Origin of the sequence: Tabrizicola soli, from assembly GCF_015999335.1 — a bacterium.
In the GTDB taxonomy this organism is placed as follows: Bacteria; Pseudomonadota; Alphaproteobacteria; order Rhodobacterales; family Rhodobacteraceae; genus Tabrizicola; species Tabrizicola soli.
Genome location: NZ_JAEACP010000016.1, coordinates 53449 through 72300, shown reverse-complemented (window position 1 = coordinate 72300; position 18852 = coordinate 53449). Strand labels below are relative to the sequence as shown.

The window sequence follows — 18852 nt, the reverse complement described above, 5'->3', positions numbered from 1 at the left end:
GTCAAAGCCCCGTCTGATGCGCCCGGGCGGTGAAGAAGATGCCCGAAGGCGCCTCGGCCGCGATCTCGGCCACCTTCTCGCGGGTGCGGGTGTCGTAGATCAGCACCTTGTTGTCATCGCGGCTGGAGATCCAGACCTCGGCCCCGCGCGGGGCGAATTCCATGTGCAGCACCGCCTTGCCGGGGCTCAGGGTCGCCACGACCTCATGCGTGCGACTGTCGACCACCTGCACCGTATCGTTCAGCGGCGTCGCGAAGTTGACCCAGACATAGGGGCTGGCGGGCTGGGCGATGATGAACACCGGCTGGCCATGCACCGGCGTCGTCGCCACTGTCTTCTCGCTCGCGCGGTCCACCCACAGGATCTCGTGCCGCCCCACGGCGGGCAGGGCATATTGTCCCTCGGTGAAGGCCCAGCCCTGCAGGTGCGGCATCTTGTAGACCGGCATGTCCTCGCCGTCCTTGCCGTAGTCGGTCAGGAACTTCTGCGGCTTCGGCGCGGGGTCCCAAAGGTCGAAGGAGGTCACGCCCTTCTCGCCGAAGAGGCCCACCAGATAGGTATGCGCATCGTCGGTCAGCACCGCGTCGAACGGGTTCTTCCCGGCATTTCCCAGCGGCGTGATCACCGGCTCGGCACCCGAGAAATCGCCCAGGAAGACCTCGCCCGTGTCCCAGATCGTCCAGGCGAAGCGGCGGCCGGGGACATCGACCAGACCGATGGTCTTGCCCGCCGCCGGAATGTCCGCGACCAGCTCCAGCGTCTGGGCGTCGAAGACCTTTACCCCGCCGGGCTCGTAGTTCGACACCGCGACCAGCTTGCCGTCATCCGAAATCGCCCCGCCGATCGAGTTTCCGGCCTGCACGGTGCGGGCGACGACCTGGCGGGTCAGGATATCCACCTTGGTCAGCCCGCCGTCGCGGCCGAAGACATAGGCAAAGCGTTCGTCCGGCGAGTAGGTCAGCGAGGCGTGGCTCAGGTCGCCCAGCCCCTCGATCCGGCCCAGCGCGGCACGGTCCGAACGGTCGACCAGCACCAGGCTGCCGGTCGCGCGCTCGATCACCAGACCCAGGTCGCCGGTCGCGACCAGATCCTCGGCCCAGAGCGGCGTGGCAAGGAAGGCGGCCAGAAGGGCAAGGCGTTTCATGGGGTTACCCCTTTCAGGTAATCGGCGATCCACAGCGCCTCGTCCTCGGTCAGAAGGGGGCGCCAGGGCGGCATGGCGGTTCCGGGTACGCCATCAAGGATGATCAGCGCAAGCGTTTCCCGGTCGGAAGGGGCCAGCGCCTCATGCGTGAGCGGGCGGCCGAGACCGCCCTTCATCGTCAACCCGTGGCAGGACCCGCAATCCTGCACCACCATATGCTCCAGCGCCGCAGCCCGGTCGGGGGCGATCTCGGCGGCGGCGGGCGTGGCCAGCAGGATCAGCAGGCACAACTCCTTAAGCACCGCGTGCACGCGTGCCGGCGGGCGAGGAGTGCACGAAGTGCTCGACGAGCGGCGGCGGTCAGGCATAGGCCGCCATCCCGGCCCCCTCGCACAGGGAGGCTTCCAGGGCGGTGATCTCGGGATACATGCCCGCGACCTGGCCGATGATGAACAGGACCGGGGCTTCGGGCTGGGTCTTGGCCACATCGGTGCCGATCTGGCCCAGGGTGGACAGCATCCGCGTCTCGCGCGGGGTGGTGGCGGCGCTGACCGCCAGCACGGGCAGCGAATGGGCCAGCCCGTGCCGCATCAACTGCAGCGCGATCTCGGCGATGTTGCCTGCGCCCATGTAGACGACCAGCGTCGTGTCGCCGCTGGCCAGCGAGGCCCAGTCGAGGTCCAGCGCCGCGTCCTTCGCGCGGTGGCCGGTGACATAGCGCACGCCCGTCGCCAGGCCGCGATGAGTCAGCGGCACCCCGGTGGACGCCGCCGCGCCTTGCGCCGAGGTGATGCCGGGGATGTAGCTGGTCGCGATGCCGGCCTCGCGGCAGGCCTCGGCCTCTTCCGAGCCGCGGCCGAAGATCAGGGGATCGCCGCCCTTCAGGCGCGCGACGGTAAGGCCCTCGCGGGCAAGGTCGACCAGCAGCGCGTTGATCGCCTCTTGCGGGACCTTGTGGAATTTCGGCAGCTTGCCCACGTCGATGCGACGGGTGGCAGTAGGGACCAGATCCATGATCTCGGGGCTGACCAGCCGGTCGTGCACCACGACATCCGCCGTCTGGATCAGCCGCAGCGCCTTGAGCGTCAGCAGCTCGGGGTCACCGGGACCCGCGCCGATCAGGTGGACATGGCCAGAGGTGAGATGGCGGTCCAGGTCTTTCATGGCTGTCGGGTCCCGATGGCTGGAAGGAAAAAGGCGGGGATGGGGGAATGAATCCACCCCCGCCAGGTTATGCCCGCGACACGCCTGCCGCAGGCACGGGATTGCTCAGTAGACGTCGTCCTTCGTGTTCAGCACGTTGAACTTGCCGGTCGGGGTGATCAGTTTCGGGTCCTTGATCACCTTCTTCAGCTCCAGCGTCTTGTCATCGACCACGACGATGGCCGATTCCTGCTCCTTGCCGTTCCAGACGCTGAACCAGACCTCGGTGCCTTCCTTGTTGAACTCGGGCTGCACCACGCGCGGCTGGCCTTCCGGGATCCCCGCCCATTCCGCGATCGGAAGGGTGACGAATTCCGGATCGGTCTCGGTGTCGCCGCCCATCTTGGAGATGTCGAACACCGCGACCGAGGCCGAGATCTCCGCATCCGGGTTCAGGGTGGCGTCGACGTAGAGGTGCGTCGAGTTCGGGTGGGTCTTGATGAAGAGCGACCCGCCGCCCAGGGCGTAGAAGCTGTCCACGACCTTCCAGGCCTGGTCCGGGTGCCCTTCCGGGTCGGTCCCGATCAGCGCCACCGATTCGTCACCAAGGTGCGAGGTCGCCCAGACCGGACCGAAGACCGGGTGGTTGAAGTTCGCGCCGCGGCCCGGGTGCGGGGTCGCGCCGCCGGTTTCCACCAGCGCGGTCAGCTTGTCTTCCTTGGTGTCCACCACCGCGATCTTGCCGCGCTGGTTCGCCGCCACCATGAAATACCGCTTGGTGCTGTCGAAGCCGCCGTCATGCAGGAAGCGCTCGGCCTCGACTTCCACGGTCTTCAGGTTCTTCAGGTCGGTGTAGTCGACGAAGATGATCTTCCCCGTCTCCTTCACGTTCACGATGAACTCGGGCTTGTAGTGCGACGACAGGATCGAGGCCACGCGGGGTTCCGGGTGGTAGACCTGCTCGTCATAGATGTTGCCGCGGGTCGAGACGATCTTCTTCGGCTCCAGCGTGTCGCCGTCCATGATCACATATTGCGGCGGCCAGTAGGCCCCGGCGATGGCCAGCTTGTCTTCCCAGCCCTCGAACTTCGAGGTCTCGATCGAGCGGGCCTCGATGCCGATCTTGATCGAGGCGACCGAGGCGGGCGTCTCCATCCAGAGGTCGATCATGTTGACCAGGCCGTCCCGGCCGATCACGAACAGATAGCGGCCCGAGGCCGAGATCCGGCTGATGTGCACCGCATAGCCGGTGTCGATGATCGCGCGGATCTCGTAGGTGCCACCGTCGATCAGGGCGACCTGACCCGCGTCACGCAGCGTCACCGACATCAGGTTGTCGATGTCGATGTCGTTCATCTTTTCTTTCGGACGGTCCTCGGGTTTGACCAGGACCTTCCAGGACGCCAGCATCTCGGGCATGCCCCATTCGGGCGGCGCCGGCGGTTCCAGCAGCAGATAGCGGGCCATCATGCCCGTCTCTTCCTCGGTCATCGCGCCCGAGGTGCCCCAGTTCGGCATCCCCGCGGGCGAGCCGTAGGTGATGAAGCTGTGCAGGTAGTCATAGCCGTTCGCACGGGTGATGTCGGTGGTCAGCGGCTTACCCGTCGCCCCCTTGCGCAGCACGCCGTGGCAGCCGGCGCAGCGTTCGAAGTAGATCGTCGAGGCCTTCTGGAATTCCTCCGGCGTCATCACCGGATCGTCGGGCTTGAAGCCCGGGATTTCCACCTTGAGCTGGCCGAGCGTGGTCATCGAGGGCTCATAGGCGGCGGCGGGGGTGTCCGCGTGATCCTTCGGCTTGTCTTCGGCCATTGCTGGCGCGGCGACAAGGCCGAGGAACAGGGCCGCGGTGCCCATCAGGACTGTCCTGGCAGGTCTGGCTCTGGGGGTCATGGATTTGCTCCGTTAGCTGGTGAGGCTGGAAGGGACATTTAGCCGATGACGGATCCGTTACCTTGATTAAGGTCAAGGCGGCCTGGGCCATCACGCCGCAGGGTCGCGGCACCGGACGGATCCTCCCGACATGCGCATCATCCTGACTGCCCTCTTCCTGCTGCTCTCGCCCCTGGCCGCCCTGGCGGGGGGGCTGATCGCCGACGACACGCTCGCGGTGACGGCGCCCACACCCGAACAGGCGGCAGAACTCCTTGATCTTTCTGGCCCGGTGCAGCTTGCCCGCATCGACCAGGGCGTGCCCGGATGGCAGGTCAGCCAGGCGGGCAGGGTGGCGGGCCAGATCGGCTCGACCTGGGAAATCTCGACCACGGTCGGCTATTCCGGGCGCCCGCTCGACGTGCTGGTGGCGATCTCGCCCCAGGCGCGGATCACGGGGGCGATTCTGGTGCGACATGATGAACCAGTCCTGACGCTGGGCATCTCGGATGCCGACATCGCCGCCTATGTCGCGGGATTCCGCGGCTTCGACCTTGCTGCGACCGGCCCGGCCGAGGGATTGCCCGACGTGATCAGCCGGGCCACCGTCTCGACCGGGGTGATTCGCGATGGCATCCTCCGCACCGCCCGGACCCTTGCCATCGGCCGCGGCCTGATGGCCGGGGGCGGCGGGATCGACCGGCTGAGCTATCAGCCGCTGGGCTGGGACCAGCTTCTCGGGCTGGGGGCGCTGGCCGAGGTCCGGGTCACCATGGCCGAGGCGGCAAAGGCGCTGGCCGGGGCGAAAGTGCCGGTCGAGCCGGGCGACGGCGATTTCCTGCGTCTCTGGGCCGGGGTGATCGACACGCCGACGGCGGGCAAGAACCTCTTGGGCCAGCGGGAATTCACCCGCGCCATCGGCAACCTCGGCGCGGGCGGCTCGGTGCTGATCGTGATGTCGCAGGGCCTGCAGTCGCATCGCGGCACCGACTGGACCAGGACCGGCGCCTTCGACCGGCTGACCGTGGTGCAGGGCGAGACCCGCTGGCAGCCCGGCGCGGACGATTATCAGATGGTGAAGCATCTGGCGCTGGAAAACGTGCCGCAGCTGAAGGAGATCAGCCTTTTCGCCCTTCCGGCCCTGATCGACCCCACCCAGCCCTTCACGCTGGAGGTCCGCGCCACCCGTCCCACCGAAAGGGGCGAGGTCGCCATGACCGTGGCGCTGCCCTACACCCTCCCCGACGCCTTCCGCCTCGCCGCGCCGACCGAGCCCGAGCCGCTGTGGAAACAGGCCTGGCAGACGAAGCGCCCGCAGGTCGCCGTCGTGGCGCTGATGCTGACCGTCCTCACCCTGATCCTGTTCGCGCAGGAATGGATCACCCGGCGGCCGCGCCTGTGGCGCATCGGGCGTCTTTCCTTCCTCGCCTCGACCTTCCTCGTCCTCGGCATGGGGCTAAACGGGCAGCTTTCCGTGGTGCAGGTCGTGGCCTTCGTCCACTCGCTCCTGACCGGCTTCCGCTGGGAGACCTTCCTGATCGAGCCGGTCATCTTCATCCTGTGGAGCTTCACCGCGCTGGGGATGCTGTTCTGGGGCCGGGGGGTCTATTGCGGCTGGCTCTGCCCCTTCGGCGCGCTGCAGGAACTGGCCAACGCCGCCGCGCAACGCCTTGGCGTGAAACAGATCGCCGTGCCGCAGGCCCTGCACGAAAGGCTCTGGGTGGCCAAGTACACCTTGTTCGTGGGCATCCTGGCCCTATCCTTCTACTCGATGCACCATGCCCTGATCCTGGCCGAGGCCGAGCCGTTCAAGACCGCAATCTCGCTGCGCTTCATGCGCGCCTGGCCGTTCCTGCTGTTCGTCGCGGCGCTCCTCGGCGCGGGGCTGTTCGTCGAGCGTTTCTACTGCCGCTACCTCTGCCCCCTCGGCGCGGGCCTTGCGATCCCGGCCAAGCTGAAGATCTTCGACTGGCTGAAGCGTCGTCCGCAATGCGGCCGCGAATGTCGGATGTGCGAGACGAAATGCACCGTCGGAGCGATCGATTCGATCGGTCGGATCAATGCGAATGAATGCGTCCTTTGCCTGCGCTGCCAGGTCATCATGAACGACGGCACCCAGTGCCCGATCCTGAAGCGGCGCGCCAGAAGCGAAGGAGCCCCGGCATGACCGCGCTCAAACGACTGTTCGGTGAAGGTTTCCGGGTGTTCTTCCTTGCCGCCGGCCTGTTCGCCGTCCTCGCGATGGCGGTGTGGCAGCTTTACCTGACCATCCAGGCCCTTGGCGGAGTGATGCAGCTGCCGACCGCCGCGCCGCCGCAGCTGTGGCACGCGCATGAGATGATCTTCGGCTATGCCTCGGCGGCGCTGGGCGGCTTTCTCCTCACCGCCGTGCCGAACTGGACCGGGGCGAAATCCGCGCCGCACCTCTTCATCGCCGTGGTCGCGGGCTTCTGGCTGGCGGGGCGGATCGCGGTCCTGGCCTCGGGCAGCCTGCCGCCGGTGCTGGTCGCGGTGGCCGACCTTTCCTTCGTCCCTGTCCTTGCCGCCAAGCTTCTGGCCCAGCTTCTGAAGCGCCCCAAGCCGCAGCAGCTGATCATCCTGGCCATCCTGACGGTCTACTGGATCGCTAACCTCCTCGTGCATCTGGAGTGGATCGGCCTGACCTCCGACACGGTCTGGAGCGGGCTGCGCGGCGGGCTTCTGACCCTTGCCGCCATGATCATGGTCCTCGGCGGCCGCGTCACCCCCGGCTTCACCCGCAACGCCATGGTCCAGTCGGGGCGCGAGGACCGCCTGCCCTGGAACCCGATGCCGCTGGCCGGCTTCTCGATCGCCGCCGCCATCACGCTGCCGCTGGGCTATCTGCTGGGCCTGCCCGAGGGGCTTCTCGGCCTTCTCGCGCTGGTTGCGGGGGCGGCCGGCCTGATCCGCGTCGTGCTCTGGCGCGGGCTCTGGACCCGGGACAAGCCGATCCTCTGGTCGCTGCACCTGTCCTACGCCATAAACGCGGCCGGGCTCGTCGCGCTGGGGCTGGCGAACCTCGGCCAGGGTTCCGAGATCGCAGCCCTGCACCTTCTGGGCATCGGCGGGGTCGGCGGGATGACGCTGGCGGTCATGTCCCGCGCCTCGCTGGGCCATACCGGACGCGCGCTTGTCGCCCCCGGCCCGGTGGCGCTGGCCTATGCGCTGGTGCCGCTGGCCGCGCTGGCGCGCTTCGCCGGCTCGGCGATCCCCTCGCTTTACACGCCGGGCGTCCTGACCGCCGGTGCGCTCTGGCTGCTGGCCTTCCTGCTCTACGTCGTCGCGCTCTGGCAGGTCTTCTGGGGGCCGCGCCAGCCCCGCAAACCGGCAGGGAGGCCCCCCGCATGAACCGCCGCCGCTTCCTCTGCATCTCGGCCGCGGCCCTGGTGCCCATGCCCGGCCATGCGCAGGCCGTCACCGACTGGCAGGGCCACGGCCTTGGCACCGCGCTCTCCCTGCGCCTTGTCGGGGCAGAGCCGAACCACACCCGCCAGACCTTCGCCCGGGTCGAGGCCGAGATCGAGCGGATCGAACTGCTCGCCTCGCTGCACCGCGATTCGGCGCTGACCCGGCTCAATCGCGACGGCCGTCTCGCCTGGCCCGCGCCCGACCTGGTTTCCCTGCTGAAGCTGGCCGGAGAGGTCCATGCCGCGACCGGGGGCGCCTTCGACCCGACGGTGCAGCCGCTCTGGCGGGCCCTCGCCGACGCGGGCGACACCGAGGCCGCGCGCAAGCTGGTCGGCTGGGACCGCGTCCGGCTTGACGAGACCGAAATCCGGCTGGAGCATGGCCAGGCGCTGACCCTGAACGGCATCGCCCAGGGCTGGGCCGCCGACAGGATCGCGGCCCTTCTGCGCCGCGAGGGCTTTTCCGCCGCGCTGGTCGACATGGGAGAGGTCGCCGCCCTGGGTCAGGGTCCGCAAGGCCCCTGGATCGCCCGGATCGAGACGCCCGAGGGCCGGATCCTCGCCGAAAGCCACCTGACGAACCGGGCGCTCGCGACCTCGTCGCCCTCCGGGACGCTGGTGAACGGCCGGCCGCATATCCTGGGTCCGAGGGGGCAGCAGCCGCGCTGGCAGACGGTCAGCGTCAGCGCGGAATCGGCCGCGCTGGCCGATGCGCTTTCCACCGCCTTCTGCCTGATGGACAGCCCGCAGATCGTCGCGGCGCTGGGCTGGTTCCCCGGCGCACGGCTTGAGGCGCTGGCCTGACAACTCTTTGACCGGCGCCCGTCGTGCGCCGGTTTTACTCGGTGCGACAAAGACTTCACCGGCCTGAATGTCGCACCCGCTGGTTGACTTCGGTCAAGGCTGCTGCTTAACCAATGTCTCACACACACGTTACCTGTAAGCTTCTCGGGAAGGATTCCGCCATGCGCGAAGTCATGACCAAGAGCATGGCCCGCAACATCTTCTACGGCGGTTCCCTGTTCTTCATCCTGATCTTCGTGGGCCTCACGGTCCATTCACATTACTACATCACCACCACCTCGACCGACAAAGCCACGCTGACCGAAAGTGTCGTGGCCGGCAAACACCTGTGGGAAAAGCATTCCTGCGTGAACTGCCACACGATCCTTGGCGAAGGCGCCTACTACGCGCCCGAACTGGCCAACGTGATGACCCGCTGGGGCGTCGCGCCCGGCGACCACCAGGGCGCCTTCGAGGCGCTGAAGACCTGGATGGACGCCATGCCCTCGGGGATCGAGGGTCGCCGTCAGATGCCGAACTTCGGCCTGACCGACGCCGAATACCAGAACCTCGCCGACTTCCTGCTCTGGACCAACACGATCCGGGCGCAGGACTGGCCCCCGAATGACGCGGGCTGAGGAGTGAAATCATGAAATACCAGACGCAGAAAATCGCGCTCGGCTACTTCGCTGTCGCGCTGGCGCTCTTCGCCGTGCAGGTCTCCATGGGCCTGATCCTGGGCTGGACCTATGTCAGCCCGAACTTCCTCTCGGACATCCTGCCCTTCAACATCGGGCGGATGCTGCACACCAACAGCCTGGTGGTCTGGCTGCTGCTCGGCTTCTTCGGGGCGGCCTACTATCTCGTGCCCGAGGAATCGGAGCGCGAGATCCATTCGCCGACGCTGGCCTGGCTGCAATTGGCGATCTTTGTCCTCGGCACCGCCGGGGTCGTGGTGACCTATCTTTTCAACCTGTTCGACGGCAGCTGGCTCATGGGCAACGAGGGGCGCGAGTTCCTCGAACAGCCGCGCTGGGTGAAGGTGGGCATCGTCGTCGCCGCGCTGATCTTCCTTTACAACATCACCATGACGGTGCTGGCCGGGAAGAAGACCGCGATCACCAACATCCTGCTCCTGGGCCTCTGGGCGCTGGCGCTGCTGTTCCTGTTCGCCTTCTACAACCCCGGCAACCTGGCGCTCGACAAGATGTACTGGTGGTATGTCGTCCACCTCTGGGTCGAAGGCACCTGGGAACTGGTGATGGCCTCGATCCTCGCCTTCCTGATGCTCAAGCTGACGGGCGTCGACCGCGAGGTCGTCGAGAAATGGCTCTACGTCATCGCCGCCCTGGCGCTGTTCTCGGGGATCCTGGGGACGGGGCACCACTACTTCTGGATCGGTACGCCGGGCTACTGGCAGTGGATCGGCTCGATCTTCTCCAGCTTCGAGGTCGTGCCCTTCTTCACGATGATGAGCTTCGCCTTCGTCATGGTCTGGAAAGGCCGCCGCGACCACCCGAACAAGGCTGCCCTGCTGTGGTCGCTCGGCTGCGCGACGCTCGCCTTCTTCGGCGCCGGCGTCTGGGGCTTCCTGCACACGCTGCACGGGGTGAACTACTACACCCACGGCACGCAGATCACCGCCGCCCACGGCCACCTGGCCTTCTACGGCGCCTATGTCTGCCTCAACCTTGCGATCATCACCTATGCGATGCCGCACCTGCGGGGGCGTGACCCCTATAACCAGGTGCTGAACATGGCCTCGTTCTGGCTGATGTCCGGTGGCGTGGTGTTCATGACCTTCACGCTGACCTTCGCCGGCACGGTGCAGACGCACCTCCAGCGCGTCAACGGCGAGTACTTCATGGACGTGCAGGACCAGCTCTGGATCTTCTACGCCATGCGCTTCGGCTCGGGTGTCGCCGTGGTCCTGGGCGCGCTGCTGTTCATCTACTCCGTCGCCTTCCCGCGGCGCGAGGTGGTGACGCCCGGCCCGCTGGAAAGCGGTCGTCTCGAGCATGACCCCGACCATGTGGCTGCGGAGTAATGACCATGGACGGAACCCTGATGGGGGCGGCAAACGCCCCCTTCTACCTCCCGCAAGGGGATGAGGTCCAAGTCTTCCAGGCCGCCGCCGCGCGCAAGCTGCCGGTCCTGCTGAAAGGCCCGACCGGCTGCGGCAAGACCCGGTTCGTCGCCCATATGGCGGCGAAACTGGGCCGCCCGCTCTATACCGTCGCCTGCCATGACGACCTCAGCGCCGCCGACCTGATCGGCCGCTGGCTCCTGAAAGGCGGCGAGACCTCCTGGGCCGACGGCCCCCTGACCCGCGCCGTCCGCGAAGGCGCGATCTGCTATCTCGACGAGGTGGTCGAGGCCCGCAAGGACGTCACCGTCGTCCTGCACCCCCTCACCGACGACCGCCGCATCCTGCCGATCGACCGCACCGGAGAGGAACTCGAGGCCCATCCAGACTTCCTCCTGGTCGCCTCCTACAACCCCGGCTACCAGAACATCCTCAAGACCCTGAAGCCCTCCACCCGGCAGCGCTTCGTGTCGCTGGAATTCACCTTCCCCAAGCCGGAACACGAAATCCCCGTCGTCGCCCGCGAATCCGGCCTGGCCGAGGATCGCGTCGCCCCGCTGGTGCGCCTTGCGGGCAAGCTGCGCGCGATGAAGGGCCAGGATCTCGAGGAAGGCGTCTCCACCCGCCTCGTCGTCTATACCGCCCAGCTCATCGCCGGGGGCATGCCCATCGAGCGCGCCATCCGCGCCGCGATGATCGAACCCCTGACCGACGACCCGGATGTGAAGGCCGGGCTCCGCGATCTCGTGACCGCCGTTTTCGGGTGAGGCCGGCAATGTCACGGATCGACTTCGAGCCATGGGAACCCGAGGAATCCGTCGGGAAACTGTGGCACGCCTTTGCCAGCCGTCTGGACGCTGATCCCGTCCACGATGGAGCCCGTGTCCTGCTCTCACAGGTAGGCGGACGGTTGGCAGTCCTGTTCCACGGCCTTGGCGGCGACGCCGCCGTGGAAATCAAGCCGGTGGCCGAGGAAACCTCGCACCACCGGCTCTCCTTCCTGCGCCGCCTCGGCACCTGGGCCGAGACCGCACCCCGCGCCAGCTTCGACGGCGCCACCCTGCGCCTGCCCGAATCGCTCGCCGCCTTCCCCGCGCCCGAGGCCAATGCCGCGCTCTACCTCTGGCTCGCCGCCGCCGCCGTGGCGCTGAAGGACCAGACCCCGGCCGCGATCTCCGACCCGCTGCAGGCCGACCTCGCCGCGATCGAAACGGCGAAGGCGATGACCGCCGAAGCCCTGCGCCTCGCGCCCGGTTTTGCCAGGCTGCACGCCGACCTCTGCGCGGCGACGCTCCTCTTCCGCCGCACCGCGCCGCTTCCCCCGGTCGAGGCCGCGGTCGAGGCCCGGGTCCGCGCCGCCCTGGGCGAGACCATCGACCTGCTGCCGCTGCCCGCGAAGGCCCCGCGCGGCTATCGCTCCTTCCGCCCGGTGACGCTCTGGCCCGACTTGCGCACCCTGTCGCGCTCCGAGGCCACCGCGGTCGAGAACCGCCAGACCGAAGGCTCACCCGAAGAGGTGGCCGAGGAAAAGACCGCCCGCAAGGCCCGCCGCCGCAAGGCCGACCAGGCCGACCGCAACGACAGCTTCATCCTGCACAAGTTCGAGGCGATCCTGTCGATGACCGAGTTCCTCAACCTCAACCGCCGGGTGGAGGATGACGACGAGGATACCGCCCGGAAGGCCGCCGACGATCAGGACGAGATCGGCCTCGCCCAGGTCTCCAAGGCCCCGGCCACGCGGCTGAAACTCCATCTCGACCTCGCGCCCGAGGATGTGGACCGCGAACAGATTTCCGGCCGCTTCACCTATCCCGAATGGGACGTGCGCACGAACGGTTACCTGGCCAGCCACGCCTGCGTCCTGCATTCCCGCGCCGAGGCCAGCGAGACGGTGCCCGCCTTCCGCGCCGATCCCCGCGCCGCCGCCCGCATCCGCGCCGTCCGCCGCCAGTTCGAGGCCCTGCGCCCCAGCCTCGTCTCGACTCCCGGCCACCCGGACGGCGATGTGCTGGACACCGAACGCGCGGTCCGCGCCCGCGTCGACCTGCTCTCGACCGGGGAAAGCACCGACCGGATCTGGCGCCAGACCCGCCCCGAACGCCGCGACCTCGCGGTCTCGATCCTGCTCGACGTCTCGCGCTCGACCGAAAGTGCGATCCCCGGCCATGGTCACGACGGGCGCAGCGTGATCGACATCGAGCGCGAGGCGCTGGCCGCCCTGTCCTGGGGCCTTCACGCCTGCGGCGACAGTTTCGCGATCCACGCCTTCTCCTCGCTGAAGCGCAACCGAGTCTTCGTGCAAGAGGTGAAGGGCTTCGCCGAACCGATGGCCGAGGCGGTCGAAAGCCGCATCGCCGCGCTGAAGCCGGGCCATTACACCCGCCTTGGCGCCGCGATCCGGCATACCTCCGCGCTTCTGACCAGGGAATCGCGCAAGCGGCGGCTCCTGCTGGTCATCACCGACGGCAAGCCCAACGACCTTGACCATTACGAAGGCCGCCATGGCATCGAGGACAGCCGCATGGCCGTCCAGGAGGCCCGCCGCGCCGGTCACGCCGTCTTCGGGATCACCGTGGACCGCGACGGCAAGTCGTGGTTCCCGCGTCTCTTCGGGCAGGGGGCCTTCGCCCTGATCCCGCATCCCGAGAAACTGACCCAGGCGCTGCCGCAGATCTACCGGCAGTTGGTGACCGGATGAGCGACGCTCCTCGGTCACTTCCTGCCTCGTCGCAGACCGTCCCCACCCGCGAGGAGGAGACGAAGTCGCACGACGAGCACCCGCCCGGCCAGCTCCCCGGCGAGCTTCTGATGTGGGTGCTGATTCTCTCCGAGATCGCCGTCTTCGGCGCCGGCCTCCTGGCCTTCCTCTCGGTCCGCCTGACCGATCCGCAGGGCTTTGCCGAGGCGCAGGCCCATCTGCACCGTACCGGCGCGGCCGCCAACACCATCGTCCTCGTGACCTCCGGCTGGCTGGCCGCCCTCGCGACCCGCGCGGCCGAGGCCGGGCAGACCCGCCGCCTGCGCCTGCTGCTGGTCCCGGCGATCCTCCTTGGCGCGGTGTTCCTGGTCCTGAAGGGCAGCGAATATGCCGACCTCTTCGCGCAGGGGATCGGTACCGAGACCCACGCCTTCTACACCTTCAGCTTCCTCTTGACCGGATTCCACGCCGCGCATGTGCTGGCGGGGATGGTGCTTCTGGCCGTCGTGGGCTGGCTTGGCACCCCGAAGGCGGTCGAGACCGGGGCGGCCTTCTGGCACATGGTGGACCTGGTCTGGGTCCTTCTCTTTCCCGTGGTCTACCTGCTATGAGCCGCGTGACCAAAGCCTGGGCGCTGCTCATCGTCCTCTCCGCCGCCTCCACCGCCTTCGCGGCCTCGGGTCTTGGCGGCGCGGCGCTGGTGCTGCCGGTGTTGCTGCTTGCGGGACTGAAGGCGCATGTGATCCTGCGCGACTATCTCGGCCTTGCCGTCGCACCCGCCTGGCTGCGCGGCTTCGACCTCGGCCTCGCGTTCCTGATGCTGACCTTCGCCGGGCTCGCGCTTGCGGCCTGAGGTGTTAACGCCCGGTAAATGCCCGCGCATAACCCATTGAAAAGGCGGGACGCGCCAGATTGTCCACGCGTGGACAGCCCTCCACCCTCAACCCTTCGACCAGGCCCGCGCCGGGTCTTCCTCGACATAGTCCCGCAGCGCCGCCACATCCTCGATCGAGGCCAGGTTCTGCCGGATCGTCACCCCCTGTTCCTTCAGTCGCGCGAAGGCCCGGCTCAGGCTCTCCGGCTTCATTCCCAGGCGGCCCGCGATCAGGACCTTGTCATAGGGCAGCGTCACCTCGCAGGCCCCTTCCGCGCAGGGGGCCAGCTCCAGCAGGAATTCCGCCACCCGCTGCGCCCCGGTCTGCGCCTTCAGGGCCTCGACCTGGGCCACGAGGTTGTGCAGGTGGGCATAGGTTGCCGACAGGATCGAGATCGCCACCTCGGGATTCTCGCGGATCTGGCGCAGGAATGCGTCGGCCTCGATCCGGATCAGGCTGGTGTCGGTCACCGCCTCGGCCGCGACCGGGTAGGTGTCGTGCCGGAAGGCCACCGCCTCGCCGAAGCTCGCGCCCTTGGTGAAGACCCCCACCACTGCCTCGGCCCCCGAGGGCGCGATCCGGTAGAGCTTCACCCAGCCGTCCGCGACGATATAGATCGCGCTGGCCCGCTCGCCCTGCAGGAAGATGGTCTCGCCCCGCGCGAAGTTCCGCAAGCGGGCGGTTTCCAGCACGGCCCTGGCCACGGATTCCGGAGCCGCCGCCAGAAGCAGCGACCGCCGCGCGAGGGCAATGTGTTCGGATTTCATCAGCAGCCGCCCATTACCGGAATTCCCTGATCGCCTCTTTGGACCATCTGGCGCCGCAGCGAAAGCCGCTTTGCTGTCGCGGGGGATCAGGAAGGCGGGGCCGTGCCCGTAAGGCTGCGCCGCGCGCTGAGCACCGGATGCGGCACCGGGCGGCGGATGGCGCGGGCGCTCTCCAGGATGGCGAGGGCCCAGCCCGCGCTCCAGGCCAGCAGCGGGAGCAGGGGATCAGCCAGGGCAAGCCGAAGGGCGGCGGCAAGCTGCACCAGAAGGAAAGCCGCCGCCGTGACCCGCCCGACCTGCAGCCGTCCCGGCGCGCGGATCATCCAGGATCGGGCCATGACCGCAAGGATCATGCCGCCCATCAGCCCCATCGTCAGGGCGTGCAGGGCGGCGGGGACGGGCAGGGGCGAGAGGCCGGCAAGCGCCGCGCCGACCAGGGCGAGGCCCAGCGGCAGCCAGAGCCAGGCCGCCAGCAGGAGGAGGAGGTCGCCCTGCCGGGGGCGCAGGGCCGGGGCCAGGGGCCAGCGCAGCATCCGCAGGGCCTGGGCCGGCGCGGCCGTCAGGAGGGTGACGCCGGTCCAGACCTCGGGCGCGCCGCCAAGGTGCAGCGCCAGCGCGAGGGCCGTGACCAGATCCGCCAGCCGCCCCCCGCGCGGCAGCGGCGGGCGCGAGGCGCGGGACCCGGCGCGGGCGGCGAGGAAGGCCGGTACGATCCGCCCCCCGACCAGCGCGACGAGAAGGGCCATGACGAGGACGGCGGTCAGCCCGTCGCCGTCAAGCCGCAGGCGGAAGGCGACGAGAAGGAGGCCGAGCGGGGCCAGCGCGATCGGCAAGCGGGACCATGCCCCCGTGCGACCCACCGGAACCGCGAGGCAAAGCGCCAGGCCGACGGGGTAAAGCGCCTGCCCGGCCAGCGCCAGCCCGTCCGGCAGGCAGGCCCCGCCCGCCAGCCGTCCGGCAAGCCATGCCAGCACCAGAAACACCGTGGCGCGGGGGGAAACGCTGCCCGCTCCGCCCGCCTGTTTCAGCCAGTGCGGCAGAGCCGAGAGGAGATAGCCCCCCATCGCCGCGCCCGCGAAGCCCAGCACCAGCTCTTGCCGGTGCCAGGCCAGGGGATCGCAGGCCCAGGGCGAAAGCCAGACCAGCGGCACCAGCGCCGCCCAGACCGCCGCCAGCAGGAACAGCGGCAGGTGCGGCGCGCGCCAGAGCCCGGCCACCGTCAGGCAGCAGCCTCGAAGCGCGGGAAGAGGACGGTGTTTTCCAGGTGCATATGCGTCACCAGATCCTCGGAAAACTTGGCCAGCCCGGTATAAAGCGCGGTCCAGGAGCGGCAGGCCCCCTCGGGCAGGTTCAGTCCGTTGGTCACATGCTCGACCCGGGCCAGCAGCTCGGCGGCATGGTCATGCTCGTGCCGCATCGCGCCGATCGGGTGGACGATCATCGGATGCCCGCCCTGCCGCATCATCGGGAACAGGACCTGCTCTTCCTTTGCCATATGGCTTTCCAGCTCGTCCTGCAGGTCGATCAGCGCCTGGGTCAGGCCGAGGGGGGCTTCGTCATGGTCGCCGTGGACGGTTTCCACCTTCTGCGCCAGCGGGATCAGCCAGTCCATCTCGGTCCGGTGGGTTTCGTGGTAGCGGGCGAGGATGTGGTCGATCAGCGGCAGGGTCTCGGACGGGGCGTCGCGGCCTGCGCCGGCCGCCAGCGCGCGCAGTTCGTCCAGCACGGCATCCACGGCGAGGCCCTGCTTCGCCGCCGCCTCGGACAGCGACAGCGTGCCGCCGCAGCAGAAGCTGATGCCGTTGCGGCGGAAGACCTCGGCGGCGCCGGGCAGGGTTCCGGCGATGTCGCCGACGATGGCAGAGGGAGAGAGTTCGGTCATGGTTGTTGTCCTTCGTCCGGGTTCCAGGCGCGCGCCTGGGGGGTTGCGATGCGCAGGAGGTCGACCGCCCGTGCGGCGACCTGGGCGGTGATCTGGGCCGTCGTCTCGGGCCGCAGGTAGAAGGCCGGGACCGGGGGCATCACCACGGCCCCCATCTCGGTCACGGCGGTCATGTTGCGCAGATGCGCGAGCGTCAGCGGGGCCTCGCGCGCAAGGAGGACCAGCGGGCGGCGTTCCTTGAGCTGGACCGAGGCGGCGCGGGTCAGGAGGTTATCGTCCAGCCCATTGGCGATGCCGGCCAAGCTGCGCATCGAGCAGGGGGCGACGATCATGCCGTGGACCGGGAACGAGCCGGAGGCGATGGCCGCGCCAAGGTCGATCACCGGGTGCAGGCGTTCGGCGAGGCTTACCAGTTCATCCCGCGCGCCGGGACCGATCTCCAGCGCCAGCGTGCGTTCGGCCATGGCGGAGAGCACCAGCTCCACCGCCGCGCCTGCCGCGCGCAAGACCCGCGCGCAGTCCAGCGCCAGCGCCGCGCCCGAGGCACCCGAGACGCCAAGGACGACGCGGGCCGTCATCGGATGACCCCGCGCAGAAGCTCGGTCGCGCGTGCCTCATGCGCGGGGTCCAGGGCCATGACGCGCCCCCACTCCCGCGTCGTCTCGGCCCCGATCTTGGTGGTGGCGTCGATCCCGAGCTTGCCGGCCAGCCCCTCGCGCGGGGAGGCGAAGTCGAGATAGTCCATCGGCGTGCCGTCCAGCACCATCACGTCGCGCGCCGGGTCCATCCGCGTGGCCATGGCCCAGGCGATGTCGTCCCAGTTGCGCGGGTCGATGTCGCGGTCCACGACGACGATGGTCTTGGTATAGCTGAACTGCGCCAGCATCCCCCAGAGCGCCAGCATCACCCGCCGCGCCTGGCCGGGATAGCGCTTGTCGATCTGGATCACCGCCATGCGGTAGGAACAGGCGGCGGGGGGGAGCCAGAGGTCAGTGACCTCGGGGATCTGGGCGCGGATCACCGGCAGGGCGAGGGTGTTGAAGACCTCGCCGATGACCGAGGGTTCATCGGGCGGCCGGCCGGTAACGGTGGTGAGATACAAGGGATCGCGGCGGTGGGTGATGGCGGAGAGGCGCATCACCGGGAAGGGTTCGACCGAGTTGTAATAGCCGGTGTGGTCGCCGAACGGGCCCTCGGGCGCGGTCTCATCGGGGTGGACCCACCCCTCCAGGATGATCTCGGCATTGGCGGGGACGAGGAGCGGGACGGTTTTTGCGGCCACGATCTCGGCCCGCGCGCCGCGCAACACACCGGAGAAGGCCATCTCGGAGACGGTCTCGGGCAGGGGCAGGGCGGCCGACAGCAGCGTCGCCGGATCGGCCCCCAGCGCGATGGCGACGGGCATCGGCTCACCCGCGCGGAGCCAGCTGCGGTGATGCGCCGCACCGCCGCGATGGGCGAGCCAGCGCAGGATCAGGCGGTCGGGGCCGATCACCTGCGCCCGGTAGACGCCCAGGTTGTAGCGTGCCACCTGGCCTGCCTCGGACCCATGTGGGCGGGTCACGACGACAGGCCAGGTGACGAGTGGCCCGGCATCCCCGGGCCAGGGAGTCTGCACCGGGACCAGGGACAGATCCAATGGTGCAGACTGCTCTTGCGCCACCGCATGGCGCAGGAGTTTCGGGCGCCCCTGCAGCGCGGCCCGCAGGACGGGCCAGCGCGACAGGGCGTCGCGCATGCCTTCCACCGGGGCCGGGCTGCGCAGGGCGGCAAGGAAATCGCCGAAGGCGGGAACCTCGTCGAGCTGCAGGCCAAGGCCTGCCGCCACCCGGGCGGGCGTGCCGAAGAGGTTGGCGACGACCGGCATCGCCGCGCGCTTGCCTTCGCTTGTCGCGGCGTCGAAGCGCAGGATCGGCCCGCCCTTGCGCAGGGCGGCAAGCTGGACGGCGGTCATCTCGTGCCGCAGATCCACCGGGGCCGACAGGCGCGCCAGATCGCCGGCTGCCTCGGCATGGGCGAGGAAGGCGCGAAGATCGGAAAAGACGGGCAGGCTGCGCATGGCGGGATGGGTCCTTTGGCCGATGCGGATACCGCGAAGCGCGACGCGGCGACTTGACTAAGATCAATCACCGCGCGGCTTCCTTCGCCTATGACAGGGCAACCGACCAAGGATCGCC

General features: G+C 68.7%; 18 protein-coding genes. 9 read left to right on the top strand and 9 right to left on the bottom strand.

The window, feature by feature from the left end; translation table 11 throughout:
• Position 1: 1 nt before the first annotated feature.
• The 4 genes from I7S92_RS15475 to I7S92_RS15460 form a co-directional block, all read right to left on the bottom strand.
• On the bottom strand, positions 2-1144 hold the full coding sequence (locus I7S92_RS15475) for a cytochrome D1 domain-containing protein (protein WP_197645975.1): 1143 nt from the start codon (positions 1142-1144) through the stop codon (positions 2-4).
• A complete protein-coding gene (locus I7S92_RS15470) occupies positions 1141-1446 on the bottom strand; it encodes a c-type cytochrome (RefSeq protein ID WP_386003940.1) in 306 nt (101 codons plus the stop codon). The genes I7S92_RS15475 and I7S92_RS15470 overlap by 4 nt, the downstream gene beginning before the upstream one ends.
• Before the next feature lie 58 nt (positions 1447-1504).
• The gene (gene cobA, locus I7S92_RS15465; protein WP_197645971.1) at positions 1505-2308 is read right to left on the bottom strand and encodes a uroporphyrinogen-III C-methyltransferase; all 804 of its coding nucleotides are present in this window, start codon (positions 2306-2308) and stop codon (positions 1505-1507) included.
• A 105-nt stretch (positions 2309-2413) separates the two neighbouring features.
• Positions 2414-4141 (bottom strand): nitrite reductase, encoded by a 1728-nt coding sequence (locus I7S92_RS15460; protein WP_206761095.1) that lies wholly within the window; start codon positions 4139-4141, stop codon positions 2414-2416.
• A 166-nt stretch (positions 4142-4307) separates the two neighbouring features.
• Here I7S92_RS15460 and I7S92_RS15455 point away from each other — a divergent pair, with 166 nt between their 5' ends.
• The 9 genes from I7S92_RS15455 (at position 4308) to I7S92_RS15415 (ending at position 14004) form a co-directional block, all read left to right on the top strand.
• Positions 4308-6323, top strand: a complete 2016-nt coding sequence (locus I7S92_RS15455) for a NosR/NirI family protein (protein ID WP_197645967.1) — start codon at positions 4308-4310, stop codon at positions 6321-6323.
• On the top strand, positions 6320-7525 hold the full coding sequence (locus I7S92_RS15450) for an NnrS family protein (protein WP_197645965.1): 1206 nt from the start codon (positions 6320-6322) through the stop codon (positions 7523-7525). Before I7S92_RS15455 ends, I7S92_RS15450 begins: the two co-directional genes overlap by 4 nt.
• The gene (locus I7S92_RS15445) at positions 7522-8388 is read left to right on the top strand and encodes an FAD:protein FMN transferase (RefSeq protein ID WP_197645963.1); all 867 of its coding nucleotides are present in this window, start codon (positions 7522-7524) and stop codon (positions 8386-8388) included. The genes I7S92_RS15450 and I7S92_RS15445 overlap by 4 nt, the downstream gene beginning before the upstream one ends.
• 161 nt (positions 8389-8549) lie before the next feature.
• Positions 8550-9005, top strand: coding sequence for a c-type cytochrome (locus I7S92_RS15440; RefSeq protein ID WP_197645961.1), 456 nt, complete (start codon positions 8550-8552; stop codon positions 9003-9005).
• A gap of 11 nt (positions 9006-9016) precedes the next feature.
• Entirely contained in the window at positions 9017-10414 is a 1398-nt protein-coding gene (locus tag I7S92_RS15435) for a cbb3-type cytochrome c oxidase subunit I (protein ID WP_197645959.1), read from the top strand.
• Positions 10415-10419: 5 nt separating this feature from the next.
• The gene (locus I7S92_RS15430) at positions 10420-11220 is read left to right on the top strand and encodes a CbbQ/NirQ/NorQ/GpvN family protein (RefSeq protein WP_197645957.1); all 801 of its coding nucleotides are present in this window, start codon (positions 10420-10422) and stop codon (positions 11218-11220) included.
• 8 nt (positions 11221-11228) lie between these two features.
• Positions 11229-13151 (top strand): nitric oxide reductase activation protein NorD, encoded by a 1923-nt coding sequence (locus I7S92_RS15425; RefSeq protein WP_197645955.1) that lies wholly within the window; start codon positions 11229-11231, stop codon positions 13149-13151.
• A 110-nt stretch (positions 13152-13261) separates the two neighbouring features.
• Entirely contained in the window at positions 13262-13762 is a 501-nt protein-coding gene (locus tag I7S92_RS15420; protein ID WP_197646083.1) for a cytochrome c oxidase subunit 3, read from the top strand.
• Complete coding sequence (locus tag I7S92_RS15415; RefSeq protein WP_197645953.1) at positions 13759-14004, top strand: cytochrome C oxidase subunit IV family protein; 246 nt, start codon at positions 13759-13761, stop codon at positions 14002-14004. Before I7S92_RS15420 ends, I7S92_RS15415 begins: the two co-directional genes overlap by 4 nt.
• A gap of 87 nt (positions 14005-14091) precedes the next feature.
• Here I7S92_RS15415 and I7S92_RS15410 read toward each other — a convergent pair whose 3' ends face one another.
• The 5 genes from I7S92_RS15410 to I7S92_RS15390 form a co-directional block, all read right to left on the bottom strand.
• Positions 14092-14793 (bottom strand): Crp/Fnr family transcriptional regulator, encoded by a 702-nt coding sequence (locus I7S92_RS15410; RefSeq protein ID WP_197645951.1) that lies wholly within the window; start codon positions 14791-14793, stop codon positions 14092-14094.
• An 86-nt stretch (positions 14794-14879) separates the two neighbouring features.
• The gene (locus I7S92_RS15405; protein ID WP_197645950.1) at positions 14880-16010 is read right to left on the bottom strand and encodes an NnrS family protein; all 1131 of its coding nucleotides are present in this window, start codon (positions 16008-16010) and stop codon (positions 14880-14882) included.
• Positions 16011-16012: 2 nt separating this feature from the next.
• The gene (ric, locus tag I7S92_RS15400; RefSeq protein WP_197645949.1) at positions 16013-16675 is read right to left on the bottom strand and encodes an iron-sulfur cluster repair di-iron protein; all 663 of its coding nucleotides are present in this window, start codon (positions 16673-16675) and stop codon (positions 16013-16015) included.
• A complete protein-coding gene (locus tag I7S92_RS15395; protein WP_197645948.1) occupies positions 16672-17253 on the bottom strand; it encodes a UbiX family flavin prenyltransferase in 582 nt (193 codons plus the stop codon). Before I7S92_RS15395 ends, ric begins: the two co-directional genes overlap by 4 nt.
• The gene (locus I7S92_RS15390) at positions 17250-18734 is read right to left on the bottom strand and encodes a UbiD family decarboxylase (RefSeq protein WP_197645947.1); all 1485 of its coding nucleotides are present in this window, start codon (positions 18732-18734) and stop codon (positions 17250-17252) included. The genes I7S92_RS15395 and I7S92_RS15390 overlap by 4 nt, the downstream gene beginning before the upstream one ends.
• Positions 18735-18852 lie beyond the last annotated feature (118 nt).

Coding starts and splice junctions, on each gene's coding strand:
- I7S92_RS15435 (WP_197645959.1), top strand. CDS start 9,017: ATGAAATACCAGACGCAGAAAATCGCGCTCGGCTACTTCGCTGTCGCG.
- I7S92_RS15390 (WP_197645947.1), bottom strand. CDS start 18,734: ATGCGCAGCCTGCCCGTCTTTTCCGATCTTCGCGCCTTCCTCGCCCAT.
- I7S92_RS15450 (WP_197645965.1), top strand. CDS start 6,320: ATGACCGCGCTCAAACGACTGTTCGGTGAAGGTTTCCGGGTGTTCTTC.
- cobA (WP_197645971.1), bottom strand. CDS start 2,308: ATGAAAGACCTGGACCGCCATCTCACCTCTGGCCATGTCCACCTGATC.
- I7S92_RS15410 (WP_197645951.1), bottom strand. CDS start 14,793: ATGAAATCCGAACACATTGCCCTCGCGCGGCGGTCGCTGCTTCTGGCG.
- I7S92_RS15395 (WP_197645948.1), bottom strand. CDS start 17,253: ATGACGGCCCGCGTCGTCCTTGGCGTCTCGGGTGCCTCGGGCGCGGCG.
- I7S92_RS15425 (WP_197645955.1), top strand. CDS start 11,229: ATGTCACGGATCGACTTCGAGCCATGGGAACCCGAGGAATCCGTCGGG.
- I7S92_RS15430 (WP_197645957.1), top strand. CDS start 10,420: ATGGACGGAACCCTGATGGGGGCGGCAAACGCCCCCTTCTACCTCCCG.
- I7S92_RS15445 (WP_197645963.1), top strand. CDS start 7,522: ATGAACCGCCGCCGCTTCCTCTGCATCTCGGCCGCGGCCCTGGTGCCC.
- I7S92_RS15420 (WP_197646083.1), top strand. CDS start 13,262: ATGTGGGTGCTGATTCTCTCCGAGATCGCCGTCTTCGGCGCCGGCCTC.
- ric (WP_197645949.1), bottom strand. CDS start 16,675: ATGACCGAACTCTCTCCCTCTGCCATCGTCGGCGACATCGCCGGAACC.
- I7S92_RS15455 (WP_197645967.1), top strand. CDS start 4,308: ATGCGCATCATCCTGACTGCCCTCTTCCTGCTGCTCTCGCCCCTGGCC.
- I7S92_RS15415 (WP_197645953.1), top strand. CDS start 13,759: ATGAGCCGCGTGACCAAAGCCTGGGCGCTGCTCATCGTCCTCTCCGCC.
- I7S92_RS15460 (WP_206761095.1), bottom strand. CDS start 4,141: ATGGGCACCGCGGCCCTGTTCCTCGGCCTTGTCGCCGCGCCAGCAATG.
- I7S92_RS15475 (WP_197645975.1), bottom strand. CDS start 1,144: ATGAAACGCCTTGCCCTTCTGGCCGCCTTCCTTGCCACGCCGCTCTGG.
- I7S92_RS15440 (WP_197645961.1), top strand. CDS start 8,550: ATGCGCGAAGTCATGACCAAGAGCATGGCCCGCAACATCTTCTACGGC.